This is a genomic window from Nostoc sp., from assembly GCF_036917455.1.
Lineage (GTDB): Bacteria > Cyanobacteriota > Cyanobacteriia > Cyanobacteriales > Nostocaceae > Nostoc.
Map to the genome: position 1 here is coordinate 1 of NZ_JBALDK010000001.1, position 5,339 is coordinate 5,339.

The following is a 5,339-nucleotide window of genomic DNA, read 5'->3' on the forward strand; positions in this document are numbered from 1 at the left end:
CATAGACTCCACCTATATTCAGATGGAAACCACAGAAAATCCTGTGGACGAACTATCGATTATAGAAACTTCTTTAGATATTAATTTTGGGGAAACCTTAGATTCAGCCCAAACACAACCAGAGGATTTATTCGGCTCTTTTGATGAAAATCCGCAACTGGTGTTTGAAGATGTTGCCATAGACTCCACCTATATTCAGATGGAAACCACAGAAAATCCTGTGGACGAACTATCGATTATAGAAACTTCTTTAGATATTAATTTTGGGGAAAACTCAGATTCAGCCCAAACACAACCAGAGGATTTATTCGGCTCTTTTGATGAAAATCCGCAACTGGTATTTGAAGATTTCGCCATAGACTCCACCTATATTCAGATGGAAATCACAGAAAATCCTGTGGACGAACTATCGATTATAGAAACTTCTTTAGATATTAATTTTGGAGAAAACTTAGATTTAGCCCAAACACAACCAAAAATATTAGAGACTGAGGATAACAATAATCTAGAAACTGCCTTTGAATTCCCAATCAACAGAGATTTTGAAGATATAGAGTTGGGTTTTGCCAATGACTTGTTGTTTACAGAAAATGCTCTATTAGAAGCAAAAAACCAGGAAGAGTTAAGAGAAAATGCGGCATCAAAAGATATCAATGACTTCACAGAAACGGTTATTCAAGAAAATGTAGAAACCAATTTTTGGGAGTTAGGAGAGACATCTGAAGCGCTACCAGTGTCAGATCGAGAAAATGCTATTGTTGCCTCAACTGAAGAATTGGCAAGCACACAAGTAACTGCTCTAGATGATGATTTTGCAGACTTGGAAGCATTACTAGGAGAAGAAGCAGTACTTAACCCAAAAGCTACTTCAATACCAGAACTAGATTTTGCAGCCCTGGAAGAATTGCTTGGTACAGATAACGAAAGCGATATCTCCGATGGGCTACGCCAACGCCAGCCCTTAAACACTCAACCAGTCTTGGCGAAAAATACCATTCCATCACTAGCCATAGACGAATTTGGTGACTTGGAGAAGTTGCTAGCAGAAGCGGATCAAACAATATCCCATTCACCAGTAGCCAAATCAAACACCAGCAAAGCTCCCCGTCCCTCTACTCGTCGGGCTGCAAGATTTGAAGAAACAATGAAAGTTCCAGTTAAGCAACTGGACGATATGAGTAATTTAGTTGGGGAGTTGGTGGTAAACCGCAATACCTTAGAGCAAGATCATGAACGGCTACGGCAGTCATTAGATAACTTGCTGATTCAGGTGCAACAACTCTCGGATGTGGGCGCAAGGATGCAAGAGTTGTACGAGCGATCGCTCCTAGAAGCTTCTCTATTAGCTGGACGCAAAAAGAAAGACTCCGGCTTCCAAGCCTCTAATTCCAATGCCGATAGGGGTTTTAGCGAGTTAGAAATGGATCATTTTACTCCCTTTCATACACTCTCACAGCAGATGATTGAGCGCATTGTGCGAGTGCGTGAGTCGGCTAGTGACATTGATTTTGTCACCGAAGAAACCGAGCGAGTAGCAAGGCAATTCCGCCAAGTAACCACGCAGCTACAAGAGGGACTAACAAGAGCGCGAATGGTGCATTTTGCCCAAACTATCGATCGCTGGCGGCGAGGAGTGCGCGACAACGCCATTAAGTGTGGCAAACAAGTGGAATTGGTAATCGAAGGTGGCGATACCTTAATTGACAAAATGATTTTGGATCATCTGACCGATCCGTTAACTCACATGCTGAATAATGCGATCGCTCACGGTATTGAAACCCCAGAAGAACGACAAGCTGCTGGTAAACCACCCGTGGGAATCATTACTATCCGTGCCTTCCACCAAGGCAACCAAACAATCATTTCTGTAGGCGATGATGGTGCAGGTATTGATTCCGCCAAGGTTAAGGCTAAAGCGGTGAAGATTGGCATGATTACAGAAGCGCAAGCAAAAGCCATGTCTCGCCTGGAAGTTTACGATTTGCTGTTCCAGTCTGGTTTTACGATCAAAGACCAAGCAGATGAAATTTCCGGTCGTGGTGTAGGTATGGATGTAGTGCGTTCCGAGATTAGCGAAATTCGGGGGACAGTTAACACCGATTCTGCGATCGGTAAGGGAACCACCTTCACTATTCGTCTACCACTGACTTTAAGTATTTGTAAAGCCCTCTGCTGCGTCTCCGATCGATCTAGAATCGCTTTCCCAATGGACGGTGTAGAAGATACGCTGGATATACCAGTGAAAAATATTCAGCACGATGCCAATGGCCAATCATTTATTTCCTGGCGCGATACGGTGCTGCCATTCCGACCTTTGAAAGAACTTTTAACCTTCAATCGGCAAATCAGTCGCGGTAATGTCTATGGCGGTACGCGAGACGATGATATGGTTTCTGTGGTCGTGGTGCGATCGGCAAATACCCTAATTGCTCTACAGATTGATCTGGTGTTAAGCGAACAAGAAATTGTAATTAAGCAATTTGAAGGGCCAGCACCTAAACCTATTGGTGTCGCTGGTGCTACAGTCTTGGGTGATGGTCGGATTATGCCCATTGCTGACGTGCTGGAAATCATTGACATCTTCCAAGGACGCATTTCTACACAAATGGGTGGCAATTCTTGGCAACAGAAAGGGGTTCCCGCAGACACCTCTCCGACGAAGATTGATCCGACAGTGCTGATCGTTGATGACTCCATTACAGTCCGAGAATTGCTATCCCTGACATTTAACAAAGCAGGTTATCGCGTAGAACAGGCGCGTGATGGCCAGGAAGCTTGGGATAAACTCCGCTCCGGTCTGCCTTGCGATATCGTATTTTGCGACATCGAAATGCCCCGTTGCGATGGTCTGGAATTACTCTCTCGCATTCAGAAAGACTCTAACCTCAACCACCTACCGATCGCGATGCTCACCTCACGAGGTGCAGACAAGCACAGACAAATTGCCGCTCAACTGGGTGCTAGTGGCTACTTTACCAAGCCTTATCTCGAAGAAGCTCTCCTCGAAGCTGCGACGCGGATGTTAAAAGGAGAAAAACTTGTTAGCACTATAAGTAATGTTTAGTGATATTCCCCTGCAAAGTTAGCTTTTCACCCTATTTTTCTTTGGCATCAGGCGCGGGTGAACCCGGTACGTATTTGATTTGCTCGATGCACCAGTGTATTTAAAGATCCCATGTTTTTTGTAGAGATCCCATGACACGGGACTACGGGCATCTTTACCGATGTCTAATCCTTCATAAGGAAAACCAGCAAAGGTTAGCCCCAGCTTACCCGTTGCGACTTGCTGACCGTTGACAAAGAGGGTTCCAGAACCCTGGCACTTGCCCAGTGCATCGTAATTAAAACCGATCTTAAGTTGACCTGTCTGTAGCTGGACTGCGGGAAACTTAATCGACTGACCATAGCTATTGTGTTCGTAAAACAGCTTGCCATCGTCAATATAGAAGATGTAACCAGCTTCCTGTCCACCGTGGGCCAGAATCACCCCGCGGTTTAGTCCGTGCTGAGTTAAAAGACCGATCGCAAACTACGGGACTTTTAGCAAGTCCATCATTACTTAGTACTTTTGTGCTTTGATTAGCACAACTTATTTGAGGATAATTCAAAATTAGTTGAAAATATTGCCTAAATGGCAGCATTGCTTTGCTGAGTTTAGGTATTATCAGTATTGAGTTAATCCATTCTGGATTATACACTTAGACTTATCTAGTAATTAAGTAAAGTTTAAATACAGCTAGTTTGCTTTTAGTACTTAATTTGAAATTTGTACTGTTGTCTGCTCAACTTTATACATACGGGAGGAACAAATTTGGTATACTTAATCACTTATCCATACCAAAATATACATTACAAAGAGAAGAAATCAAACATATAAGCAAGAGACACTATAGCTGTGTAAAACTATATTATGGCTTTTACTAACAGTGAATTTAGCTGGAGGTCGCCGATCAAAACGAAATATGTAGCTTTTCCGTACTTGACTAGTGCTAAATTTAGGTTACTCTTAAATCGGAACGCTTCATCTAAGAATCTACCCTGACAGAAGTGTATAAAGATATAGTTAAGTTTATAAATTCTGTCGAGATTTTTAATTTGCAAACTGAATAGTTTGATACGGCGCTCAAAAAACCGATCCGCTACCCTAAACAAGGTAGTCAATTAAAGACTCAATATTATCTGTCTAGTAATTGTATTGAATAGCTTACAATACCAGTGGATGAGAAAATCTAAAGAAAATATAAAAGAAACTCAAATGACTGTGGTGTCTGGAGGACAAAAGTGTTTCTGAGACTAGCACATCAACATCGACAATTCGTCCAAGACTTGGTAATGAACCTGCAAGCCTTGGCGGTTGTATTAGAGCGGCGTGGGTATCCTGCTTCTTGTTATACCTGTGGCGACCAAATGAATAGTGCATCGTTTATGGTTAGCTTGGGTGATAACCACCTGATTCGGTTTTTGGTATCCGATTACGGGATTACCTGGACGGAAATGCGGGATGACCGCGAATTAATGAAGCTAGAAGGTGCAGAGGCAATTAGCCAACTGGACGAACTGGCCGATCTTGTCAAGCAATCTATGCAAACCGATACAGGCTCTAAAATTCTTGCCAAGAAGTATTAAGGTTCCAAAGGTCGATCGCAAATTAGAAATCGATTATCGGTAATTGGTAATGGTGGCTTAGTTAGCGATCGCTCTTACCTATTCTCCATTGCCATTAAGTGATTGGCTCGTGGCTAGCCCATCGCGTAGTTTTTTGTATCTACCAAAACCTCACGAACTGAATTTTGAGCCTTTAGCTGAAAGTTAAAACGCACCGCTAATCACAATCAACATAGTTAGTAATTACTAATTCATAGTTCATAATCAAAAATAGGTTTAAAAACACTGCAACTATCAAGCAAGCAACCCCGTTTTGTTTGCAGTCCCAACCTACTTACATAAAGAAATTATAAATTATGAATTATGAATTATGAATTTTTAATGAATTTTCTAGGTGACACATCAGCCACAAGCTTGAAAAAGGCATCCTTTGACAGCAGGTGGAAAACGATCGATACCTAAAGTCCATTGCCAATCAAAATAAAGGATGCCCAATAGACTTATCCGTAAATGGTAAATGTATACGGTACAAGGATTCCAGTGATTATAGGGGAATGTGCGATCGTTAAACTAGATATACGCAAGAATAGGGATTTTAGCATAATTTATGGCTAAACTATCACTTTATGGGCAAAAATATTGGTGAAGATAAAATTTATTTTTTCCCAAGTAATTTAAATATTAATATTTAGTGAAAGCAAACAATTAAGCCGTAGTCTGACTAAGCCACAAAC

At 41.8% G+C, this 5,339-nt stretch carries 3 protein-coding genes; 2 read left to right on the forward strand and 1 reads right to left on the reverse strand.

Annotated features, from left to right (window positions below):
• On the forward strand, nucleotides 1-3,064 hold a 3,064-nt coding region (locus V7K42_RS00005), incomplete at its 5' end, for a hybrid sensor histidine kinase/response regulator (protein WP_334912364.1).
• 18 nt (nucleotides 3,065-3,082) lie between these two features.
• On the opposite strand, the gene V7K42_RS00010 is transcribed toward V7K42_RS00005, so the two are convergent.
• A complete protein-coding gene (locus V7K42_RS00010; protein ID WP_334912366.1) occupies nucleotides 3,083-3,487 on the reverse strand; it encodes a hypothetical protein in 405 nt (134 codons plus the stop codon).
• Nucleotides 3,488-4,281: 794 nt separating this feature from the next.
• Here V7K42_RS00010 and V7K42_RS00015 point away from each other — a divergent pair.
• The gene (locus V7K42_RS00015; protein WP_094330768.1) at nucleotides 4,282-4,626 is read left to right on the forward strand and encodes a DUF1815 family protein; all 345 of its coding nucleotides are present in this window, start codon (nucleotides 4,282-4,284) and stop codon (nucleotides 4,624-4,626) included.
• The last annotated feature ends 713 nt before the right edge of the window (nucleotides 4,627-5,339 follow it).